At 62.0% G+C, this 18,694-nt stretch carries 21 protein-coding genes and 1 pseudogene; 11 read left to right on the top strand and 11 right to left on the bottom strand.

Translation table 11 applies throughout. The features are described from left to right. Positions 1-77 precede the first annotated feature (77 nt). The gene (locus AB7245_RS31455; protein WP_439035346.1) at positions 78-362 is read left to right on the top strand and encodes a hypothetical protein; all 285 of its coding nucleotides are present in this window, start codon (positions 78-80) and stop codon (positions 360-362) included. Positions 363-463: 101 nt separating this feature from the next. Here the strand turns inward: AB7245_RS31455 and AB7245_RS31450 are convergent, their stop codons facing one another. Then, positions 464-1,831, bottom strand: a complete 1,368-nt coding sequence (locus AB7245_RS31450) for an NRAMP family divalent metal transporter (RefSeq protein ID WP_439035345.1) — start codon at positions 1,829-1,831, stop codon at positions 464-466. 695 nt (positions 1,832-2,526) lie between these two features. Between AB7245_RS31450 and AB7245_RS31445 the strand changes: the two genes are divergently transcribed. Continuing rightward, positions 2,527-2,700 (top strand): DUF3606 domain-containing protein, encoded by a 174-nt coding sequence (locus AB7245_RS31445; protein ID WP_439035344.1) that lies wholly within the window; start codon positions 2,527-2,529, stop codon positions 2,698-2,700. 34 nt (positions 2,701-2,734) lie between these two features. Here AB7245_RS31445 and AB7245_RS31440 read toward each other — a convergent pair whose 3' ends face one another. Both AB7245_RS31440 and AB7245_RS31435 read right to left on the bottom strand, forming a co-directional pair. Continuing rightward, the gene (locus AB7245_RS31440) at positions 2,735-2,920 is read right to left on the bottom strand and encodes a hypothetical protein (RefSeq protein ID WP_014493715.1); all 186 of its coding nucleotides are present in this window, start codon (positions 2,918-2,920) and stop codon (positions 2,735-2,737) included. Between the two features lie 167 nt (positions 2,921-3,087). Beyond that, positions 3,088-3,246, bottom strand: coding sequence for a hypothetical protein (locus tag AB7245_RS31435; protein ID WP_193560894.1), 159 nt, complete (start codon positions 3,244-3,246; stop codon positions 3,088-3,090). Positions 3,247-3,373: 127 nt separating this feature from the next. Here AB7245_RS31435 and AB7245_RS31430 point away from each other — a divergent pair, with 127 nt between their 5' ends. The 3 genes from AB7245_RS31430 (at position 3,374) to AB7245_RS31420 (ending at position 4,625) form a co-directional block, all read left to right on the top strand. Continuing rightward, positions 3,374-3,688 carry a hypothetical protein gene (locus AB7245_RS31430; protein ID WP_135215132.1) on the top strand — a complete coding sequence of 105 codons (315 nt, stop codon included), beginning with the start codon at positions 3,374-3,376 and terminating at the stop codon, positions 3,686-3,688. 42 nt (positions 3,689-3,730) lie between these two features. Next, the gene (locus AB7245_RS31425; RefSeq protein ID WP_231142698.1) at positions 3,731-3,922 is read left to right on the top strand and encodes a hypothetical protein; all 192 of its coding nucleotides are present in this window, start codon (positions 3,731-3,733) and stop codon (positions 3,920-3,922) included. Positions 3,923-4,376: 454 nt separating this feature from the next. After that, on the top strand, positions 4,377-4,625 hold the full coding sequence (locus tag AB7245_RS31420) for a hypothetical protein (protein WP_014493719.1): 249 nt from the start codon (positions 4,377-4,379) through the stop codon (positions 4,623-4,625). Between the two features lie 38 nt (positions 4,626-4,663). On the opposite strand, the gene AB7245_RS31415 is transcribed toward AB7245_RS31420, so the two are convergent. The 5 genes and pseudogenes from AB7245_RS31415 to AB7245_RS31395 form a co-directional block, all read right to left on the bottom strand. Further along, positions 4,664-4,861: a hypothetical protein gene (locus tag AB7245_RS31415; protein WP_028153017.1), complete on the bottom strand. Its 198-nt coding sequence runs from the start codon at positions 4,859-4,861 to the stop codon at positions 4,664-4,666. Beyond that, a complete protein-coding gene (locus AB7245_RS31410) occupies positions 4,858-5,058 on the bottom strand; it encodes a hypothetical protein (RefSeq protein ID WP_439035343.1) in 201 nt (66 codons plus the stop codon). The genes AB7245_RS31415 and AB7245_RS31410 overlap by 4 nt, the downstream gene beginning before the upstream one ends. Before the next feature lie 213 nt (positions 5,059-5,271). Continuing rightward, positions 5,272-5,652, bottom strand: a pseudogene (locus AB7245_RS31405) (SOS response-associated peptidase family protein); the annotation flags it as partial. 576 nt (positions 5,653-6,228) lie between these two features. Further along, positions 6,229-6,543 carry a hypothetical protein gene (locus AB7245_RS31400; protein ID WP_439035342.1) on the bottom strand — a complete coding sequence of 105 codons (315 nt, stop codon included), beginning with the start codon at positions 6,541-6,543 and terminating at the stop codon, positions 6,229-6,231. A gap of 446 nt (positions 6,544-6,989) precedes the next feature. Next, complete coding sequence (locus AB7245_RS31395; RefSeq protein ID WP_439035341.1) at positions 6,990-7,592, bottom strand: helix-turn-helix domain-containing transcriptional regulator; 603 nt, start codon at positions 7,590-7,592, stop codon at positions 6,990-6,992. A gap of 111 nt (positions 7,593-7,703) precedes the next feature. Between AB7245_RS31395 and AB7245_RS31390 the strand changes: the two genes are divergently transcribed. Beyond that, positions 7,704-8,486: an outer membrane protein gene (locus AB7245_RS31390; protein ID WP_354078568.1), complete on the top strand. Its 783-nt coding sequence runs from the start codon at positions 7,704-7,706 to the stop codon at positions 8,484-8,486. Positions 8,487-9,641: 1,155 nt separating this feature from the next. Here the strand turns inward: AB7245_RS31390 and AB7245_RS31385 are convergent. Both AB7245_RS31385 and AB7245_RS31380 read right to left on the bottom strand, forming a co-directional pair. Next, entirely contained in the window at positions 9,642-11,171 is a 1,530-nt protein-coding gene (locus AB7245_RS31385) for an FAD-dependent monooxygenase (protein WP_439035340.1), read from the bottom strand. Between the two features lie 239 nt (positions 11,172-11,410). Beyond that, complete coding sequence (locus AB7245_RS31380; RefSeq protein WP_439035339.1) at positions 11,411-11,845, bottom strand: response regulator; 435 nt, start codon at positions 11,843-11,845, stop codon at positions 11,411-11,413. A 462-nt stretch (positions 11,846-12,307) separates the two neighbouring features. On the opposite strand from AB7245_RS31380, the gene AB7245_RS31375 reads away from it, so the two are divergent. The 4 genes from AB7245_RS31375 (at position 12,308) to AB7245_RS31360 (ending at position 16,563) form a co-directional block, all read left to right on the top strand. After that, a complete protein-coding gene (locus AB7245_RS31375) occupies positions 12,308-12,631 on the top strand; it encodes a hypothetical protein (RefSeq protein WP_049813059.1) in 324 nt (107 codons plus the stop codon). 671 nt (positions 12,632-13,302) lie between these two features. After that, on the top strand, positions 13,303-14,571 hold the full coding sequence (locus AB7245_RS31370; protein ID WP_167768092.1) for a CaiB/BaiF CoA transferase family protein: 1,269 nt from the start codon (positions 13,303-13,305) through the stop codon (positions 14,569-14,571). 213 nt (positions 14,572-14,784) lie between these two features. Continuing rightward, complete coding sequence (locus AB7245_RS31365) at positions 14,785-15,990, top strand: acyl-CoA dehydrogenase family protein (protein ID WP_439035338.1); 1,206 nt, start codon at positions 14,785-14,787, stop codon at positions 15,988-15,990. A 9-nt stretch (positions 15,991-15,999) separates the two neighbouring features. Then, positions 16,000-16,563, top strand: coding sequence for a flavin reductase family protein (locus AB7245_RS31360; protein ID WP_354123894.1), 564 nt, complete (start codon positions 16,000-16,002; stop codon positions 16,561-16,563). 24 nt (positions 16,564-16,587) lie between these two features. Here the strand turns inward: AB7245_RS31360 and AB7245_RS31355 are convergent, their stop codons facing one another. Continuing rightward, complete coding sequence (locus tag AB7245_RS31355; RefSeq protein WP_439035337.1) at positions 16,588-17,496, bottom strand: NAD(P)-dependent oxidoreductase; 909 nt, start codon at positions 17,494-17,496, stop codon at positions 16,588-16,590. 166 nt (positions 17,497-17,662) lie between these two features. Here AB7245_RS31355 and AB7245_RS31350 point away from each other — a divergent pair, with 166 nt between their 5' ends. After that, on the top strand, positions 17,663-18,646 hold the full coding sequence (locus AB7245_RS31350) for an ABC transporter substrate-binding protein (protein ID WP_038958560.1): 984 nt from the start codon (positions 17,663-17,665) through the stop codon (positions 18,644-18,646). The last annotated feature ends 48 nt before the right edge of the window (positions 18,647-18,694 follow it).

Raw genomic sequence — 18,694 nt, 5'->3', positions numbered from 1 at the left:
AACTTGCTTAAGCGAAGCGCGGAACTCGCAGGATGCGTTTGAGTTAACCCGCGAGAGGAAACAGCACGGGTCCTTCGATGACAACACATCGCTTCGCAAACTCCATGTCCTCGGCGCTTCGCCATCCCGGCGTGATCGCGCTGATCGTGGCCGGCTTGACGATTGCTGCGATGGTGATCGTCGATCACGGGCCGTGGAACCGCGCCAAGACTCAGCCGGCTCATGTTGCGATGTATGCGACGACGGGCGAGGCCGCACATGCCGCCGACGCCAAGGTGCTTCCCACCGCACCGAAGTCGCCGGTCGAGCCGGAGCGGCCGGGGCCGAAGACGTCTCCGACCGTCAATCCCGTGACACCGTAATACGATCCATCAGCGTGCCGGCCGTGCTCGCGGCTTTCATCATCGTAGTCACGTCGCAGATCTTGGCGTCGCAGATCTCGGCGTCGCTGTCGCCGGTCTGGTCAGCCGATCGCGGACGAGCCGAGCAGGGCGAGGACGGCCAGCGCCATGATCGCGGTGCCGAGCCAGCCCAGCGCGACCAGCCGTGAGCGGGCCTTGAAGCGGCCCATGATCGCACGGCTCGAGACGATCAGCATCATCATGGCCATGACCGGCACGGCAACGATGCCGTTGAGCACCGCGCTCCATACCAGCATGTGAATCGAGTCGATGCCGGTGAAGCCGAGACCGAAGCCGATGATGGTTGCGGCCGCGATGATGGCGTAGAAGCCGACCGCCTTTTCCGGCTTCGCCTCCAGCGTGGCGTGCCAGCCGAAAGTCTCAGCAACGGCGTAAGCCGCCGAGCCCGCGAGTACCGGGATCGCCAGAAGGCCGGTGCCGATGATGCCGAGCGCGAACAGCGCGAAGGTGAAATCGCCGGCGAGCGGACGCAGCGCTTCGGCCGCTTCCGTCGCCGAGTTGATCCTGGTGATGCCATTGCCGTTCAGCACGGCCGCCGTGGTCAGGATGATGAAGAAGGCGATGCTGTTGGAGAGCAGCATGCCGACGATGGTGTCGGCCTTGATGCGCGCGATTTCAGGGGCGCCCCCGGTTGGAAGGTCGCGCAGCGGCTTGTCGCGCTTGCCCTGGTTCATCTCCTCGACTTCTTGCGAGGCCTGCCAGAAGAAGAGATAGGGGCTGATGGTGGTGCCGAGCACGGCGACGACCATCAGGAAATAGTCGGCGCTGATCGTCGCCTTCGGCCATACCGCGGCGAGCAACGCGGTGCTCCACGGGATCTCCACGGTGAAGGCGGTGGCGACATAGGCGAACAGCGTCAGCGTCAGGAATTTCAGCACCGGCGAATAGCGGCGATAGGGCACGAACACCTGGAGCAGGGTCGAACCCGCCGCGAAGATCAGGGCGTGCTCGTGATTGAGCCCGCCGATGACCAGCGAGAGCGCCTCCGCCATCGCGGCGATGTCGGCGGCGATGTTGAAGGTGTTGGCGATGACGAGCAGCGAGACGAGCCCCAGCACGATCCAGCGCGGCGCGAGCTGCAGGACGTTGGCGGCGAGCCCTTTGCCGGTGACCCGGCCGATGCGAGCGCTGACGAGCTGAATCGCGATCATGAACGGCAGGGTCAGAAACACCGTCCAGAGCAGCCCGTAGCCGAATTGCGCACCCGCCTGCGAATAGGTGGCGATGCCCGACGGATCGTCGTCGGCTGCGCCGGTGATGAGCCCGGGCCCCAGCCGTTGCAGCAGCCCCGGTCCGGACTTCGCCGATCCTTTGGGGCTGTCGTGCTTGGCGGCGTGCTGCTTCGATCGGTTTGACAGGGGCTGACCTTCCGGCTTCCGGAATTGCGAAGTGTGCTTCAAGCGCGTCATGGCCGCAAAGTTCCTGCGTCGGCCAGCGCCCGCGCCGTCCGCTGACGCCAACGCCCCGTCATCCTTTGACACGTCGGGCAAAACACTTGTAGAGTGATACCATCACAGAGATCGTCGAGCCCGCACCGTCACCGGTTGCGGGCTCTTCCTTTTCCCTCCGTTCAAAACGGTCGCCAGCCTCTCGCGCGAGAAGATGTCGCCGACAGTCGGCCGATCCCTGGACACGGAAGCCGTCGGCGATCAGGCAGCACCTGCTCGGCTGTCCGCTGTCGCGCGCGGCACGGTTTGATTCTCATGCCAGTGGCGTCCGCCGACCGGTGGGGTTATCGTTGCTGTGATTCGCGCCTTCCGAAAACCTGGAACCAAAGCTGGATGAGCGCGTCGCGGTGCCGCTCGACGGGCCGTTCCAACCCGCCCCGGCAGCAAAGTCACGGTGCGGTCCTGCCCTTTCCAAGGCGGGGCCGGGCGCCGTACGAGCAAAGAATTTGCAACGACAAAAGGGGGCACATTTGGCCGCCGATCTGGTTTTCAGAATTGCAATTGTCGGGCTGTTTCTGTTTTCAGCGGTGCTCGCTTCCATGCTGTGGCTGAACGTGTGAGCCTCGACGCGTGAGCTCCGACGTATGGTCTCGTCCTGCCGTTTGGAACGGCCGGTCCATGGTGGCGTTTTGCTCTTCCATGAGGGAGGACACGCGATGGACAATCTGACGAAGCGCGGGCAACCGGACCGCAGCAAGATCAACATGCACGAGGCCTTCGAGGTCAAGTACTGGACGCACGCGCTCGGCATATCGAAGGAGGATTTGCAAAAGGCCGTCGACAAGGTCGGCAATTCCGCCGCCGCCGTCCGCAAGGAATTGGCGAGGTAACGCGCCCAATGCATGCGTGCCGACGCGCGTGCCGCTACTTGATGCTGACGAACATGCCCCAGGCGGCGGCCAGCGCGCCGCCGGTGAAGACGACCACCGGGTTGTCGCAGAACGTGCTGCCATAGCTGCACACGTTCGCACCGAACTGGCCGAGCTCGTGATGGCTCGCGGAGTAGAACAGTCCCGACAGCACCAGCAATGCGGCGGCGACGTAATACATCGACGGAATCTCCAGCTTGCCCATGCGCCCTCGCAAGGGACATGTCCCAGCATGACGCGGGGAGATTTCATTCCGCCGAATCCGCTTCGCCGCATTTGGATAAAATTCGAAGCGTCAGGTAGCAGAGTGAACCGTGTGCCAACGCGCGGGCCACGACGGGCGACCCACTAGGCGCGCAGGCCCTGCCGGGTCGAAATCCTCTTCATGCCGCCGCAGGCGCAATGGACGATCGCATCATCGGCGTACATTCCCAAAATCGTTTCGATGTCGCCGGTGCGGTAGGCATCAAGCCAGTCAACCGCAGCGGCCATCGGGTCAAAGGACATGTTTCCTACCTACGTGCCGTTATTGGCCGCAGCTTTAGGCAAGGCACCGTGAACCCGAAGTGAAGATCGTATTGACTCATTGTTCATGATTTGTTCTTATTGTCCCGTCGTCAGGTGGAGATGGGCCGTGGATAACCGCATCAATGAAATCCGCAACATCGTCAGAGCGTTACGCGTCAGCATGCGAGAGGCCGAGGCCATCATGCATGAGCAGATCAATCGCGACGAGGACTGCACCTTCGTGGCGGAAGAGATCATGAAGATGCGCGTCGTGATGAGCGGCCTGGTTCACGAGCGGACACGGCTCGGCGACAGCGAACCTATTCTTGTGAACAGCCTCTTCGTTCCGCGCCGGCCGCCGGCAGCGCCGCGGACTGGTCTTGCCAAGCGCCGCCTCGTACCGCGCGGAATTGAGCAGCAACGGGGCCACGCACGCCAGTGATCATGGATGGACAATCTCAGGCGGTTTCCGGCGCCGTGGGTCATGATCGCGGAAGAGGAGTGCTTCCGAGTCAAGGACGCGAACGGCTTCACGATCTGCTGCGTTCTTCATCGCGATGATCTGCACTCGTGGGGCTACCAATATGCCCACCAGTATCTATCGCGCGACGAGGCGCGACGGATCGCAACGGCAATCGCGCGATTGCCGGAGCTGTTGAAGCGTCCTCAGTATTGAGCTGTTCGCTTTGCCAGGTCCCCCATTGGAACTTCTTGCTCCAAACTGGAATTAGCTTTGTGGTCGGCCCACCGCCGATGGCCGGCCTGGAATGGCGGCTCCGGCGCCCCCAGCCCCCCGTCCCGCGCCGGGGCCGTTTTCAGGAGTTAGGGCTGGTCCGACAAAAACATCGGCGCAGGCCCTTTGCATCATCGGCAGACCTTCAGCAGGCACCGGTAGATCGTGTTCTGGAGATCGTTTTCGGTCTCGACGAAACACGCCTGAAACATTGCTGAAACCCGATTGTCCTGAACGCCGCGCCCGTTGGCCCCGACCAACGGAGCGAGAAGGAGACAAGTCATGATCCAGGTCGGTTCGAAGGAAGAAGTCGCGTTTCTGCTGGCGCTGTTCGGCACCCACACCCAGCCGGTCAAGCGACCGAACCCGAAATCGCAGCAACGCTGAAGGCTGAGCCATGCCCGGTTTGGCCGATTGCCAGAGCCTCTTGCGTCTCTTGATCGCAAGGGGCGATCCGAGGGCTATTCCGCTCGCCAAAGGCGCCATCGATCAATATTTGAACACCGCGCCGGCCAGCCTCCGGGGGCGTGGCCTGCGTGTGCTCCAGCGCGACGCGCTCGACCAGCATGGTGCCGCGGTGGGGGTGCAGCGCTCCTTCGCCGAGACGGTGGACGCCTATATCGAGCGCAAGCTTGCGGAGGAGTGACGCCTTCCGGTGCGGCGGTTCAGGCGCGTGGCTGCCAGTCAGGCTGCGATGGGCGGCGTGGCTTGCGCCAGCAACAGCCCGATCTTCCGGTCGAGCTGCCAGACCTCGACGTTGCCCCGGCGCGTGAACTGTTGTGCAACGCGAAGCGCGGATGCATCGGAATCGGCCTCGAACGCTTCGGCGGAGCGAAACACGCCGTTCTCGCCGACCAGATAGGCGCGGTATTGCCGGCTCATGTCGGCGCCCTCAGGCCCGGCGAATGCAGCCAGGACTCGATCTGCATGGCCGTCTCGTCCTGTCGCGCCCGGCGCAGCAGGATCTCGCGGCGGCGTCCCGGCGCAAGCGCCTGGGCCTCCTCGCGAAGGCGAACGGCCTCGTCAGCGAGCCGCTCCTTGAGAGTTTTGGACTGTTTGTAACGACGTCGCTTCAGCATGGCATTGCTCCCTCGTTCGAGTGGGGCGGGAGCGCAACTGGCGTTCTCATCACCGACCGATGCCAAGTGCCGCTGCGGTGACATTTCAACTCTACGCTTCGGGCCGAGGAGAGTCAGTATCATTTGTTAAGTGGTTCGAAGAATCTCTCGGGCGTCATCGCAGCTCGGTTTGAGCAGTTTATTCCTGTCGCGTGCAGGTAGTTCCTAAGTTCACTATTGAACGGAAGTGGCGTCGGCGATTGAAGGGCTATCCTCCTTGTCTGCGCCCCGCGCCACGATTTTAAGCGCTTGATCTGACAAAGGCCGTTGCAGCGCCTTGGCCTCGTCCCATGGCGCCCGCAGCCAAACATCTCGTTCTTCGGCCGTCGTCAGGATCACCGGCATTGCCTTTGGATGAATGGGCTCGACAACGGCATTTGGCGCCGTCGTGAGAAAGCCATAGACCTGATGAGGTCCAGGCACGGGCTTTGACTTCGTACCGCGATCGCCCTTGAAAGTCGTCCAGATACCGGCGAACGCGAACAGTGGCCGCGTCTCGTCTATCGCAAACCACACGACGTCTTTCTTCTTTGTTTCCGGATTCGGCTCAGGCCGGCACGATCGAGGGCGAGGAACGCATACGTTACTCCGATACGATAAGGGCGGAGAGACGGCCCTGGCTCCGGGGGCAAAGGCAGGAGTCGCTCCGCCGGCTCTGGCAGCGAGCCAGCGACGACTCAAATATTCGCGCGCGGTTGTGGTTCCTTTTAAAACTCAAGCCGGCGCTGTCCGTATTTGACCCAGTGTCCGAAGCTGATTCAACGGGGCCTAACATGGTAGAAGGCAAGCTAGCGGGGAAAGGCGCTCCCACGTCCCGCGCGGGCAACAGGAAGGCTCAGCAACGGATCAACTTTGCTGAGTGCCGAGAACATGCTGACCACTATAAGAGACTTTCTCGCGCGAGCGGCATTTCCAAGGATCGCGCCGCCGTCCTGAAAAACATCGCCCGTAGTTTCGTGGGTTTGGCCGGCCAACTCGATAGACTGGCGTCGCTCGCGAGGAACGAGCAGAGGTAAGGCCACGGCCTCGGTAACGCTGCGATGTAGTTGCCGGCGTCGAGCAGCGTCACCAGCCTGCGGCCGTCCGGCAGCGCGATCAGTTCATTGAAACTTCGGCTCCATCCTGTCGGCCTCATCCGCGCTTGTGCCACGGCCGGCTGCGGTCGCCACCGATCGCACGCGCCTCCTTGATCTGGTCGTAGCTGAGCGGCGATTCCAGGTCCGTCCAGGCAGCCGGGAAAGCCGCCTTGGCCGCCTCGAGGCTGCCGGCACGCCCGCGGTGCGTGCTCGGCTGGGGCACATTTGGCAGGCACGACCATGACCATGCTTCCTTGCCCCCGACGGTGGTCGTCTTAAAGATCCGGCCGATCGAGAGGCGATCCCAGGTCACAATATAGTCGTCATAGTCGTCGGGCGCAGTTTCGCCGCCGATCACGGTTCGGCGCATGGAGAGGTCGTCGGGTGTGGGCCTTCATGAAAGCTTGTCTGGTCAGTGCGGATAGAACCGGCCGGTTTGCGGCGATTTTGCTGCGCGCAATGACTTGCGGTTCTCGCGACGGTTGAGTATTGACCACGCGGGGCTGTAGGAATGAATTCTCGCACGCATATATTGTGCGCGAGCATACTGTGTATGCTTGCGTGTTATTTTTTGGTTTGGCCGGTCTGGCGGGCTCAATTCCCGATCGAGATTTGGTTCACCGAGTCGTGGAACGCATTCCATCAGGATATCGCGGCCGCTGGGCTGAGGTACTCGCCCGCCGCCGCACTGGTCGCAGGACGCGGTCCTGCACATCATGCAAGGCCAGCGGGTTTTCTTTGCCGTTTTCTGGCTTGAAAGAGTTTCCCGTACGAGGCCGCATATAGGTGCCGGAACGGGGCTCAACTTGAGAAATGCTAAGGCCGCTCGAGCAGGGTCTTTCGCGGTCGACCAAGCTTCGGACGGGGTGGTCTGACCTTGGGCTCAGTCGACGGCGCGACCTCCAGCCTGACCCGGAAAGTCTCAAAGAGACTTAGGACCCGGCTTAGTTGCGGATCCACGGTTCCTCCGAACGTCTTGTAGACCGTCGTCCGCATAATGCCGAGTTCGCGCGCGAGCGAGGTGACGTTCTGCGATTTGACGACGGTGCTCAGCTCCCGGATGGTGTCAGTCGGATCGTCGAAAGCGAAGGCTTGACTGAGCCGTGTAGCGATCGCGCTCGGGCTGGCGATCCTGGACGCAGGCGTAACCCGGGCCTTTACGTTCAGCGCTTCGAGCAGCCTAAGAACCCGGCTGAGCTGCGGGTCGATTCGACCGCCAAACGTCCTATAGAGGGTGTCGCGTCGAAGGCCCGCGTCCCGTGCCAGGATCTGTACGTTATGAGCTCGCGTGACGAGGCTGAGCGCCGTCTTAGCCTTTAGTATCTCGTTTTCTTCAAAGTTATCAGATAGATAGATGGCGATAGCCGCTGGATTGTCGCGGACTAAATTGGCTATGTCTTCTTCGTTGCCAGCCAGCATTTCCAGAGCGTTTGTCCGTCACTGTGGCCTTCCAGCTACAGCATTATCGGCCAATCCGTCTAGATTACCTCACAGACATCGACGACGCTTCCACTTGGGGTAATTTTGACAATGAAAAAGACTTTGCTCGCTCTCGCCGCGGTTGTGGCGATGACCGGTTCGGCCTCGGCCGCTGACCTGGCTGCCCGTCCTTACGTGAAGGCTCCGATGCCGGCGCCGGTCGCCAACTGGACCGGCTTCTACATTTTCGGCGGTGGCGGTGGCGGCCTCTCGAATGCTGACCAGAGCGTTGTGGATACGGTTTCCGGTACGCCGCTGACGATCACCCAGCGCCAGGGCGGCTCGGGCTGGTTCGGCACCGTGGGCGCCGGTTACGACTGGCAGTTCAGCGGCACCTGGGTCGCTGGCGTGTTCGCTGACGGTCAGTTCGGCAGCATCCGCGCCACCATCCAGGATCCGCTCAACGGTATCACGGGCAACCAGAAGCTGGAAACCTCCTGGGCCGCTGGTGTGCGCCTCGGCTGGCTGGCCGCTCCGAACGTTCTCACCTACGTCAACGGCGGTTACTCGGGCGCCCACTTCGGCCAGACCAACTTCACGGACCTCGCCGGCGTTCCCGTCGGTGCCCACCTCAACAGCTACAATCGTAACGGTTGGTTCATCGGTGGTGGCGTCGAGAACAGCCTGAACTTCTTCGGCATCAGCTCGCCGGGCTGGTTCATGAAGACCGAGTATCGTTCGGCCTTCTACGACCAAAAGACCCAGACCGAACTGCTCGACGTTGGCAACGTTCCGCTGGCCAACAGCATCCGTGCCAACAGCTGGAATCAGACGATCTCGACCTCGCTGGTCTACCGCTTCAATTGGACCGGTCCGGTCGTCGCGAAGTACTGATCTGAACTCAACTTCAGACGTCAAAGCCCCGGCATCGCCGGGGCTTTTTCGTTTGTCCTGAACGCTCGTGCAACACGAAGTGCGATGGGATCCAGGCAAACGCCTAGCGCTGGAATATGCAAAATGACCTGCACGATCACATTGAATGCCGAATTACGCTCGCCCGGACCTCCGCGGCGGGCTTTGTCGTTTCGGCCGGTAATGAAGGTCGGGGGTGCTTTCGGCCTCGGCTACGTTGCCGGCGGCTGTGGCTGAGCGTTCTTGGAAGCTTCGGCGCGACGGGCGATTTCGACGAAGAGCTTTGGCTGCGTTCGCAGGAGAATACATGAGCACTGACCGACAGAAGCGTAAGCGCTGTTCAGCGGCCACCTACCGGATGACGGGGTGATCTGCGAGTCTGCGGTTTGTTCGGACCGTTAGGCTTAGAATGGACACAGTGCATAGTGCTATCGCGGAGCCGGTGCGGCGGCTTGCCGATACCTCTCCCAACGCATTCCCGTACGAAACTGACCAGCGATATGATCGCGTAATTCGGTATGGTCGCAGCCGACCGCATAAGCGGGGCTGACGCGGCCCCTCAGAGCCATGCCAGTCCGTCTCAGCGTATTGCGGTACATCCTGAACGACGGATCTCTGAAGCCTCTCAGCGCCTCTCACTGGCGTGCCTTCTCATTGGTGACGTTGTCGCGATAGCGCGTGAGAAGCTGCGCAACAGTGATTGTATTGAGAGATCGTACGTCATTGGGGATCAAAGTCCGATCTAACTCGGCTTCGATCTGCCGTGCCCAACGTTGTGCATCAGATTTTGATTGAAACGACTTGGCTTGTTGTGTGTGTCCGTGGCGTCTGACTTGGACCTGCCACTTCCCGTTCCTGAACCGTAGGCTTGCCATTCAAAAAGCTCCTCACGCGTGACCAGCTTGTGACCGGCCGGTCTGAGGAGCTTTTGAGGAGCTACCACCAACGCTCTAAGAGGTTGGTAGATCGAGAGAAACACTGGCGCACCCGACACGATTCGAACGTGTGACCTTTGCCTTCGGAGAGCAGCGAGCGGCGTAATGTTCGGATATTGAGCCGTGTTTCGAAAACCTGATGCCAATCAAGCCCGCGGAATCCCGCGGGCTTTGTTTGTATGGCGCCTCTGACGTTCGCGCGCTACACCGCAGCAGCCGGTCCAAACCAGGTGGTCAGCGCGTCCTCGAGTCCTCGTTGGCTTTCATCGCCGACCCACGCCACGTGCCCGTCTGGCCGAACCAGCACGGCTTCGGGCGCGGCGACCTGCCCGATGGCGGGGAGCTCCCACGCGCCGTCGTGGCTGGCGTTGACGACCCTGATGCGGTCTGCCCAGGGTGCGATGTCGAACCCGCCGGACTTGCCGAAATTGATCAGCAGGGCCTGCGCTCCGTGCAGCAGCGTGAACAATCTCTGCGGATGGCCCTCGACGATCAGGTCGAGATCGGGCATCCGGCGCCCGAGCAGTTCGTGTCCTTCGCCGAGATCATAGCGGATGTCGAGTCCGCTCATCATCGCGCCAAAACGTTGGCGGGGCTCGTCCATGGCGAGCAGGTCGGACACCACGTCGCGCGCGGCCTTGAGGCCAGCCTCGCCGCGGCGGAGCATGGCGATTTGCGCCAGGGTGTTGCGCAAGACGCGCGCAGCAACGGGATGACGCTCGGCGTGGTAGGTATCGAGCAGGCCGTCGGGCGAAATTCCCCTGACCACCTGCGCCAGCTTCCAGCCGAGATTGACCGCGTCCTGCACGCCGGTGTTGAGGCCTTGCCCGCCGACGGAGTGATGGATATGCGCGGCATCGCCGGCGAGCAGCACGCGCTCCCGGCGATAGGACACGGCCTGCCGCGCCGCATCGGTGAAGCGGGAGATCCAGGCGGGATTTTGGAGCCCGAAGTCGGTGCCGTACACGGCGACGAGCGCATCGCTGAGATCGCGCAGGCCGGGTTCGCCGGTGCGGTCGAGCGTCGCTTCCGTCACGACGACCAGCACGCGACCGCTCTCCGCCTTGCTGAGGCCGTGAAAGCCGATGGCGTCGTGGCGGAGACCCCATACCGGCTCGTCGCGCATCTCGACTTCGGCCATGAGATTGCTGAGCGTCGGATCGGAGCCGACGAAATCGATGCCGGCCTTCTTGCGTACCCGGCTGCGACCGCCGTCGCAGCCGACGAGGTAGCTTGCGCGCAATGTCTTGCCGCCGGCGAACGCAACGTCGATGCTGGTCGCATCCTGAACGAAGCCGATCACTTCGGAGTTTCGATAGATCGGCACCGCGAGCTCCTCGACCCAGTCGGCCAGGATGCGCTCGATGTGGCTCTGCCGCAGCGCGAGGCCATAAGCGTGCCGGCTGGGGAGATCGCCGATGTCGAGCCTGGTCCAGGCGAAGCCCGCGAGCTGGGTGACTTGCCCCTCGCGCAGGAAGCGCTCCGCGACGCCGCGCTGATCGAGGATCTCGATGGTCCGCGCGTGCAATCCGCCGGCCCGCGTACCGACGAGCTCCTGATCCGGGCGCCGCTCGACCACGGCGACGTCGACATCCGCGAGCGCGAGCTCGGCGGCCAGCATCAAACCGGTCGGGCCGCCGCCGGCGATCAGCACGGCATGGTGACTCGCGCGGCTGGCGCCGGCCCGCTTGGTACGGCCGCGCGGCCGGGACGACGGAAGCAATACAGGCATGTGGACCCCCTCGCGTTGCTGCTTTGGATGCTCATTGGGGCGGGGGTTCTACGGCAGGGCGGGGGACTTGAAGCAAGCCCCTTGCGCACCACATATCAAACTGGGAGGAAGGGCTCCTTCTTCCGCGTTCGCCGTGTTGACACGTCGGGCAAAACACCGGCAGAATGGCATCATCGACCTGAGTTTGGTTCGACCCGCGCGGGAGCTCCCGCCGCGGGTTTTCTTTTGGGCTCTGGCGTTCAGCGAACGCCGGTGGTTCGCCGCATGGTGTCGGGGAGCTCCTCGAACGAAAACGGCTTCCTGATCATTGGCAGGCCCCCGCGCCGCGGTTCGCGCCCCGATAATTGCAGGATCTTCAATTCCGGGCGTAGCTGCTTCGCCAGTTCGGCCAGTTCGTGACCGTCCATGCCCGGCATACTGATGTCCGTGATGAGGATGGAGATGTTCTCGTTCTGCCTGAGCCGATCAAGCGCATCCGGGCCGCTTTGGGCGCTTGTCACCTCGCAGCCGAGATCTTCCAGCATGCCCACGATGACGTCGAGGACGCCGGGATCGTCGTCAACAACCAGTACAGTATGGCTCATCGCGCGCACGGTCCTTTGACCGAAGGAATAAACGCGCCGCTCTTCGGCTAAGTTCCGGCACGGTGTGGTCGAACGAGGGATGTTTGACATGTCGAAACACTGGCAAATGACATCATCGAGACGAGTTTGGTCACCCGCGCTGGAAGCACCCGCCGCGGGTTTTTCGTCTCGATTTTGAGATCGGACGGTGGCCGCGCATCCGGCCACGCACTCGCTAGACCACGTTCAAGGAACGCCGACCGGCGCGGCGCCGGGTCCGTTGCTCGCGCCGCTGCGGTCTCGGGGCTCACGGACATAGGGTTCGCGCCCGAAACGATCGCGCTTGGTCACGCGATCTGCCGCTTTTTTCCTTTTTAGTGGAGAGACGATGACCGCCTAACTGATATCGCTCGCACTCGCGGGCTTGGTTGCAGTCGTGTTGTGGGAGACATTTTCTTGAAAGATGAGATCGAAGGCGAGCTCGCGAGCGAGCCGGCCCGCCCGCCCGCGCGACGGAAGACGTCTAAGGCGCGGATGCTGACCGAGACTGATTGTATCCTTCTACTTCGCCAAGTGTGGTTTCGAGAACGTTGCAAGGATCATCAACCAGATGATGAAATCAGGGCGATCGTGGCTGAGACACTTGCCGAGCAACACAGGCTGCAACAGGAGAGCATCGATGCCTTCGTACTGAAGGCCGTCGCATCGGTGCTAACTTCCTTCGGAATCGAACACGACGACCGGAAGGAGCTAAGGGCTGATCTCCAACACGTGCGGAGGTGGCGAAAGAGCGTGGAGCAGGCGCAGAGCTACACCTTCAAGGCCGTTATCACGGTGATCGCGACCGGACTGATGGGGGCCGTTTTGCTAGGCGTTAGGGTCGTGCTGGGCAAGTGAGCTCCCACGGTGCCGACATCTCTGCACTTGCACGCACGCTATTTCCCGCAAACGGGCCGTACAAAATTCGTATCGTTGATGCATCCGATGACGACGTCGTCGATACGTTGGCTGATCTGCATCGGTCGACGCTCTTCGACGCGGCGGCCATGCCGCAATTCGAGTTGGGAGCGTGGTGGCTTGCCTAACATGGCGATGAGGCGGTCGCATTTGCCGGCGTCATACCGTCGACGCACATTCGAAACGGCGCTACTTCTCGAGGGTCGGCGTGCTGCGACGGCATTCGGAGCGGGGACTTCAGGGGGCTGCGTATCGAAAGGGATGCCATTCTCTTGAATACGACGGACAACTTCATCCAGGCGGGCTATCGGCTCTTCGAGCCAGAGGTACCCGAGGCCTCGGCGCACACGCTCTATTGGCGGAAGTGGCTTCGCTGAGCGGGGTTTCCCGTAATGCGGAACGAGTTTTTCTCGGTGCAGGATGGCCAATGCGAGACACAGCGTAGCTCGCACTCCCAAAATGTTCGGGCCCGACGGCTTGATGGCTGCCGGGCTCTTTTTGCGTATTGAAGCGATGCGGGTGAAGCACTTGCGAAGTTGGCGGCGCCGGGCTTTAAGTTTGCTCTTGCAAGAAATTCGGCAACCATAAGCCGATGTAAGGGAGCGCCGTCGATGCCCACCAAGCCTCAATTACCGGAACGTTCGTCGCGGGCGACGGGCGCGCCTACCGCGCTCGACGGTCTGTTGGTCGTCGATTTTACGCGGGTCGTGGCGGGGCCGGCCTGCACGCAGACGCTTGCCGATTTCGGTGCACGCGTCATCAAGATCGAGAATCCGGATGGTGGCGACGATACGCGCGCCTATGAGCACGCCGAAATCGGCGGCGAAAGCGCCGCTTATCTGAGCCTGAACCGCAACAAGCGCGGTATCGCGCTCGACCTGACCGTGCCGCAGGCTCGCGAGATCGCATTGGACCTGATCCGGAAGGCGGATGTGGTCGTGGAGAATTTTTCAAGTGGAGTCATGAAGAAATTCGGCCTCGACTACGAGGCGGTCGCGCCGCTCAACCCGCGGCTCGTCTATTGCTCGATCTCGGCTTACGGACGCTCAGGACCATTTGCCGCGCGGCCCGGCTTCGATCCCATCACGCAGGCGGAAAGCGGCTTCATGTCCCTCAATGGGTTTGCCGATGGGCCTGCGGTTCGTACCGGCCCCCCGATCGTGGACATGGCGACGGGGATGTCCGCCTGCAACGCCATCCTGCTGGCGCTTTTGGCGCGCGATCGGCTCGGCCGTGGGCAGCATGTCGAGGTCGCCCTGTTCGACGTCGCCATGGGCATGACCGGCTTCTACGGCATGGCCTATCTGATCAACGGCGAAAACCCTGGCCGGTTCGGTAATTCGCCGAACGGGTCCCCCACGGTCGGTGTCTATGAAGCTTCCGATGGGCCGCTTTACCTGGCCTGCGCCAACGACCGGCTCTATCGTCGGCTGGTGGTCGAGGTGCTGAACCGCCCCGATTTGATCACTGATCCGCAGTTCGCGTCGCGCAAGGCGCGCTCTGAGAACAAGGAGCTCCTGCGGGCAGCCATTGCAGAGGTCTTCGCGAGCGATACCCTCGAGAACTGGATGGCAAAGATGAAGCTGGCCAATATCCCGGTCGGCTATCTCCGAACGGTCGAGGAGGGGTTCAATGCGCCCGAGGCCCGCGAGCGTCATCGCCTGAACAGGATTCCGCACCGTACCGCGGAGTGGGTCCCTAATATCGAACCTCCGATCAATATGAGCCTGACGGGAGCAATTGATCCCGTCGCTGCTCCCTTGTTAGGCGAGCATACCGAAGACGTCCTGCGTGATACGCTCGGTTACGACGAGCGCCGGATTTCGGAGTTCACTCAGAAGGGCGTCTTTGGATCAGGCAAGCCATCGACCTCAGGCTAAGCTTGAGCGGTCAGCTCCGTGGAGCCAGGCATCGCAAAGCTTGCGGAAAGCTGCTTTGAGAACACGGTGTACGCGACATCGCATTCCTGCGAACAGCTGGGGTGTAGGGGCGACCACGCAACGTTAACCCTGCCCAGCTTGATTTGGCGAAGTTCCCGCCGCATAACTATGTGAAAGCGAGGGACACGAATGGCGCCTGGTCAAGAGCCGAGCATGGGCCAGCCGACGGGGCAGGAAGCCGGCGAACGCGCCTATGCGGCAATGATCGCGAGGACCCGGGCACTCGTGCCGCGGCTGCGAGAGCGGGCTGCCCGTACGGAGGAACTGCGGCATCTTCCGACGGAAACCGAGAAGGATCTCCACGACGCCGGCCTGTTCCGCATGCTGCAGCCGAAGCGCATCGGCGGTGCCGAGCTTGACTATGTCGCTCTTGTCGACTGCGCCGAACTGCTGGGAATGGCGGATGCGTCAGTGGCGTGGAATCTCGCTAACCTGGCGAGCCACCATTGGATGCTCGGCATGTTCGAGCAGAAGGCGCAGGATCTGGTCTGGCGCCGTGATCCCGACGCGCTGATTGCGTCCTCGTTCATTTTTCCAGCTGGTCGTGCCACGAGGGTCGAGGGCGGTTACAGGTTGCACGGGAGCTGGCCGTTCTCCTCGGGCGTTGCCTCCTGCGAATGGAACATGCTTGCAAGCGTTGTCTATTCTGACGACGAAGCGGACGGGATCGAGTACCGAATCTTCCTGTTGCCGAAAGTCGACTACAAGGTGCTCGACACATGGAATGTTACGGGACTGCGCGGTACCGGCTCCTGCGACGTCGAAGTCAGGGACACTTTCGTGGCCGACTATATGACGGTCGCGGTTGGTGATCTTGCCGGCGGCCCGACGCCGGGAAGCAAGGTCAATCCCAATCCGCTGTATTCGCTACCTGTGTTCTCGCTTTTTCCTTACGTCCTCTCTGGCGTCGCGCTGGGGAACGCTCAAGTATGTCTCGACGATTATGCGGAGGTCGCGCGTCATCGCATCTCGACCTACAACCGTGCCAAGCTCAGCGACTTTCAAAGCACGCAGATCAAGATCGCGGAAGCCTCGGCCAAGATCGACGCTGCGCGCCTGATCATGCGTTCGGCCTGCGTCAATGCAATGGAAGATGCGAGGCGCGATCGTACTCCTGATATGGCGACCAAGACCAGGTATCGTCGCGATGGAGCATTTTCGGTGAATCTATGCACCGACGCGGTCTCGATGCTGTTTGCGGCGAGCGGAGCGCGCGGTCTGTTCACGACGGGCGTGTTGCAGCGGCAGTTCCGCGATGCGCACGCGATCAACTCGCATCTTGCGTTCAACTTCGATGCGGCCGGAACCAATTACGGACGGGTGGCTCTGGGCCTGCCGTCCGAGAATCTCACGCTGTGAGGCCGGCCGATGAATGATCTGCCGAAGCAGCCGGCCATTTCCGATCCAGCCAATGAACTCGCCAGCGACAGTTCGCCGATCGATCCTCGCGATTTTCGCAACGCGCTTGGCACATACGGAACGGGCGTAACGATCATCACGGCCATGGCCGCTGATGGAAAGCCCTATGGCATCACCTGCAATTCGTTCGCGTCAGTCTCGCTGAATCCCCCTCTGGTCCTGTGGAGCCTCGGATTCTATTCCTCGAGCCTCCCCGTGTTTCAGAACGCCAGCCATTTCGCCGTTCACATACTCGGCACGTCGCAGCAGGCGCTTGCAAACAAATTTGCAAAATCGTCCGAGGACAAGTTCGCCGGGGTCGACTGGACCCCGGGCCTCGGGAACGCGCCGGTCCTTGCCGAGAGTGTCGCCAACTTTCAATGCCGATCGGTCAATCGCTATTATGGCGGTGACCACGTGATCTTTCTCGGCGCGGTCGAGGCCTATGCCTACAGTGCCAAGGAGCCCCTGCTGTTTGCGCGCGGGGGGTATGGCCGGTTCCTAGCTGATGATGAACGCAAGAAGTTGCCATAAGGCGATTCAAGGACGCGCGTCGGCTCAGCGGTCTGTGGCCGAGAGCTTGTAGATTTCCAAAGCGTCCGCGTCGGCGCCGCGTGCAGCCTTGGCCAGCCTGAATATCTGTCCCGCGAGGGTCGCCATCGGCACCGGCGTTGACGTCGCCTGGGCGACATCGGCGACCGTGTCGAGATCCTTGAGCATTGTCGCGATATGGCCAAGCGGCGGCGAGTGGATGCCCTGGACCATGCGCGGCACGAAGAGCTGAAGCGGGATGGAATCCGCAAAGCCGCCGGCGAGCGCCTCGGGCAGCCGGCTTGCGTCAATTCCTGCGTTCGAGGCAAGACGCGTTGCTTCCGCCAGAACGGCCATCGCGCATCCGACGATCACCTGGTTGCAGAGTTTTGTGGTTTGGCCAGCCCCGATCGGGCCCATGTGGGTGAACCTGCGTGCCATGTGCAGCACGTAGGGCCGTGCCCGCTCGATGTCAGCAGCTTCTCCGCCGGCCATGATGGCGAGCGTGCCTTCCTCTGCGCCCTTGGTGCCGCCGGACACCGGCGCATCTATCCAGCCTGCGCCATTCGCGTCTTTCAGCCGCGCTGCAAGATCGCGCGCGGCGTCGGGATGGATTGACGAGAAGTCAACGACGAGCTTGCCTGCGCCGGAAGCCGCTGCAAGACCGTCGGGGCCGAAAATCACGTCTTCGACGGCGGCGGCATCGGTTACGCACATAAAGACGATATCCGCGTTCGCCAACATGTCGCGGGGCGTGGCTGCGCGCCTGGCGCCGGCCGCGACGAGCGGAGCGACCTTGCCCTCCGAACGATTCCAGACAGCGACCTGATGGCCGGCTTTGAGCAAGCGCCGGGTCATCGGCGTTCCCATCAGTCCAAGGCCGAGATAGCCGAGCCTCTCGACGCCCTGCGGGTTTGTCTTGCTCGCATCAGCCATAGGTTGCCTCCTTCTGTCGCAGCGCAAACGCCGCCTTACCATACATTGCGGGTCGGACAGCGAAACCGTCCGGCTCGCATGGCTTGCCTGATTGTTTGAACCATGAAACATTTGAGTGGTCGGGTTGGGCGGCGCCGGTCGGCGCCGGAGCAGCGGAGTGGGCACGATGCGAACCGTTTCGAAGTGGATCCTGGCTTTGGGAGCGGCCGCGGCTGCGAGCGCGGGGGCAGGCCCGTCATGGGCACAGCAGACCATTCGCGTCGGCTGGACCATTCCGGCCGAGGAATCCAAGTACTGGATGATGCGCAGGCCGGCTGAGTTTCCCAATATCGGCAAGGCCTACAACATCGAATGGACCCAATTTCAGGGCACCGCGCCGATGACGCAGGCATTGGCGGCCGGCGCGCTGGACTGCGCGACGCAAGCGCCGCTGTCGCTCGCCAACGGTGTGGTTGGCGGCAATCTCAAGGCCTACATCGTGGCGCAGCACGTCTTCGAGAAGCCCGGCGGTTTCTCGGTCTATTGGGCGGTGATGGATGACTCGCCGATCAAGACGATCGCCGATCTCAAAGGCAAGACGGTCGGCATTTCCGTGATCGGCGGCGGCACGCAAGGCCCCTTCAACCTGTTGCTCAAGCAGAATGGCGTCGATCCGGCGAAGGACATCAAGCTGGTCGAGGTCGGATTTGCCGTCTCCGAAGATGCTCTGCGTCAGGGCCGCGTCGACGCAGTCAACATGAACCAGCCGTTTGCTGCACGTGCGGAGGCGAAGGGGGGCACAAGAAAGCTGTTCTCGTTGTCGCAGGCGATGCCGAACATCGTGCACATCCTGGAAGCCTGCCGCGCTGATTTCGTCGACAAGAACCCCGACTTGGTGAAGGCCTACGTGCGTGACATTACCTCAGGTATGAAGAAAGCGCTGGCCAACCGCGAAGAGACGCTAAAGGTCGTCAATGAGGTTCTGAAGGCGCCTATTCCGGTGCTCGAGACCTATCTGCTAAAGGACAACGATTTCGGCCGCGATCCGGGTGCGGCGCCGAACTTCCCCGCGATCCAGAAGATGCTGGACATCTACGCGGAGACCGGAATGCTGCCGAAGCTGGATGCCATGCAGTTCAAGCACGCGACGATCGTCGCGCCGCTAGAATAGGCGACGGGCGAATTGTCCCAACAAGGGGCGCGGCGTCCTGGATCATCC

The sequence above is a fragment of the Bradyrhizobium sp. 604_D8_N2_3 genome (assembly GCF_051810765.1).
In the GTDB taxonomy this organism is placed as follows: Bacteria; Pseudomonadota; Alphaproteobacteria; order Rhizobiales; family Xanthobacteraceae; genus Bradyrhizobium; species Bradyrhizobium barranii.
This window is presented reverse-complemented; position numbering and strand designations above follow the sequence as displayed.

What these genes read in the sequence shown, in the direction of transcription:
- AB7245_RS31455 (WP_439035346.1), top strand. Translation starts at nt 78, where the DNA reads ATGACAACACATCGCTTCGCAAACTCCATGTCCTCGGCGCTTCGCCAT.
- AB7245_RS31450 (WP_439035345.1), bottom strand. Translation starts at nt 1,831, where the DNA reads ATGACGCGCTTGAAGCACACTTCGCAATTCCGGAAGCCGGAAGGTCAG.
- AB7245_RS31445 (WP_439035344.1), top strand. Translation starts at nt 2,527, where the DNA reads ATGGACAATCTGACGAAGCGCGGGCAACCGGACCGCAGCAAGATCAAC.
- AB7245_RS31440 (WP_014493715.1), bottom strand. Translation starts at nt 2,920, where the DNA reads ATGTATTACGTCGCCGCCGCATTGCTGGTGCTGTCGGGACTGTTCTAC.
- AB7245_RS31435 (WP_193560894.1), bottom strand. Translation starts at nt 3,246, where the DNA reads ATGTCCTTTGACCCGATGGCCGCTGCGGTTGACTGGCTTGATGCCTAC.
- AB7245_RS31425 (WP_231142698.1), top strand. Translation starts at nt 3,731, where the DNA reads ATGATCGCGGAAGAGGAGTGCTTCCGAGTCAAGGACGCGAACGGCTTC.
- AB7245_RS31420 (WP_014493719.1), top strand. Translation starts at nt 4,377, where the DNA reads ATGCCCGGTTTGGCCGATTGCCAGAGCCTCTTGCGTCTCTTGATCGCA.
- AB7245_RS31415 (WP_028153017.1), bottom strand. Translation starts at nt 4,861, where the DNA reads ATGAGCCGGCAATACCGCGCCTATCTGGTCGGCGAGAACGGCGTGTTT.
- AB7245_RS31410 (WP_439035343.1), bottom strand. Translation starts at nt 5,058, where the DNA reads ATGCTGAAGCGACGTCGTTACAAACAGTCCAAAACTCTCAAGGAGCGG.
- AB7245_RS31400 (WP_439035342.1), bottom strand. Translation starts at nt 6,543, where the DNA reads ATGCGCCGAACCGTGATCGGCGGCGAAACTGCGCCCGACGACTATGAC.
- AB7245_RS31395 (WP_439035341.1), bottom strand. Translation starts at nt 7,592, where the DNA reads ATGCTGGCTGGCAACGAAGAAGACATAGCCAATTTAGTCCGCGACAAT.
- AB7245_RS31390 (WP_354078568.1), top strand. Translation starts at nt 7,704, where the DNA reads ATGAAAAAGACTTTGCTCGCTCTCGCCGCGGTTGTGGCGATGACCGGT.
- AB7245_RS31385 (WP_439035340.1), bottom strand. Translation starts at nt 11,171, where the DNA reads ATGCCTGTATTGCTTCCGTCGTCCCGGCCGCGCGGCCGTACCAAGCGG.
- AB7245_RS31380 (WP_439035339.1), bottom strand. Translation starts at nt 11,845, where the DNA reads ATGTCAAACATCCCTCGTTCGACCACACCGTGCCGGAACTTAGCCGAA.
- AB7245_RS31370 (WP_167768092.1), top strand. Translation starts at nt 13,303, where the DNA reads ATGCCCACCAAGCCTCAATTACCGGAACGTTCGTCGCGGGCGACGGGC.
- AB7245_RS31365 (WP_439035338.1), top strand. Translation starts at nt 14,785, where the DNA reads ATGGGCCAGCCGACGGGGCAGGAAGCCGGCGAACGCGCCTATGCGGCA.
- AB7245_RS31360 (WP_354123894.1), top strand. Translation starts at nt 16,000, where the DNA reads ATGAATGATCTGCCGAAGCAGCCGGCCATTTCCGATCCAGCCAATGAA.
- AB7245_RS31355 (WP_439035337.1), bottom strand. Translation starts at nt 17,496, where the DNA reads ATGGCTGATGCGAGCAAGACAAACCCGCAGGGCGTCGAGAGGCTCGGC.
- AB7245_RS31350 (WP_038958560.1), top strand. Translation starts at nt 17,663, where the DNA reads ATGCGAACCGTTTCGAAGTGGATCCTGGCTTTGGGAGCGGCCGCGGCT.